This window comes from Moorena sp. SIO3I6, assembly GCF_010672095.1.
In genome coordinates, this window is sequence record NZ_JAAHHU010001564.1 from 1 (window position 1) to 1,161 (window position 1,161).

Annotated in this window: 1 protein-coding gene and 1 pseudogene; one reads left to right on the top strand and one right to left on the bottom strand. The window is 46.7% G+C overall.

Going from position 1 to position 1,161, the window contains the following annotated elements; genetic code table 11:
• Positions 1-119: pseudogene (locus F6K49_RS54145) on the bottom strand (hypothetical protein); the annotation flags it as partial.
• 295 nt (positions 120-414) lie between these two features.
• On the opposite strand from F6K49_RS54145, the gene F6K49_RS51245 reads away from it, so the two are divergent.
• A complete protein-coding gene (locus tag F6K49_RS51245; protein ID WP_293110613.1) occupies positions 415-1,122 on the top strand; it encodes a hypothetical protein in 708 nt (235 codons plus the stop codon).
• Positions 1,123-1,161 lie beyond the last annotated feature (39 nt).

The window sequence follows — 1,161 nt, forward strand, 5'->3', positions numbered from 1 at the left end:
AGCAATGCTTCGGCGTCGATCTCGAGCTTCTGGCCTTGCGGCACCATGCCGATCACGACCGCCGTGCCGCCGTAGCGCACCATTTCGTAGGCCTGCTCGGAGGTGGCCTTCAGGCCGACCGCTTCGAAGGCATAATCGGCACCGCCGCCGGTGAGCTCGCGAACCGCACCGACGGGGTCGGTGGTTGACTAAAGTAATATCAGCTATCAGCTATCAGCTATCAGCTATCAGCTATCAGGTTAAGCGCACGCTATACCGAACAGCTTTTAAATAAAACAAGCTGTTCACGTAGCGTGAGCTTTTAGCTCACGGCTGACTGCTGACTGCTGACTGCTTACATATAATTTATAATAATCCAAATAATTAAACTGTTTTTGCCCACCCTACAAGCTCAAAAAATCAAAAATTGCTATAATGAAAATTACACCATTACTAACACCTATTGTGGTAGGTTGTATAGTTACTGCTGCTCCGGTAGCCTTGGCGGATAGTCCCTTAACTAGTACTCCTTTTGCTAAGGCATATAAAGATGTTGATATGATTACATATGCCTCGGTTTATGGACTTGATGATAAGGTTTTCCGAAACCTAAGCAATCCTGATATTACCCATGATGTGCGAGCAGCGATTATCAACCAACTTGGGTTTTCTGTTGAGCCAAGCCAGAGGGCTAATCAGTATCTTGAGTATATTGCTCGCAGCCGTAGTCAGCAGCCATCAGCCATTACCCTTGAGATGTTAACAGCAGCAGAAGCACTAGCGCTAGGGTATTTACTAGCGATGGATGACCCTACTTTGGGCGATACTGTTGCAGCAGCCAATCGCTCTAGATGGGGCAGGAGTCTGGGGCAAGTTCAGCAGGCTAATGCTCTATTATTATTAGATGCAGCAGTTGTGAAAGATCCTGAGGATTTCTCTATTGCTTTCATCCGTAGCCTGGTTCGGGCACAAAAGTCATTACGGGCAGGGATTGGGAATTGGTGTGCGGTTTACCAAAATGTTTTTTCGGTATTAAAGGACTTTCCCCGTCAACGAAACATGCGCCCTGAAGCGATTGATATGGTTAACGATTATATTAGAGGCTACCGGAACTATTGTAATACTCGCTCTATTTCTCGATGACATGGCATAAAGTCCCCCTTTTTGGCATAAAGTCCCCCT

Excerpts from the sequence above, each read along its gene's own strand:
- F6K49_RS51245 (WP_293110613.1), top strand. The coding sequence starts at position 415 with ATGAAAATTACACCATTACTAACACCTATTGTGGTAGGTTGTATAGTT.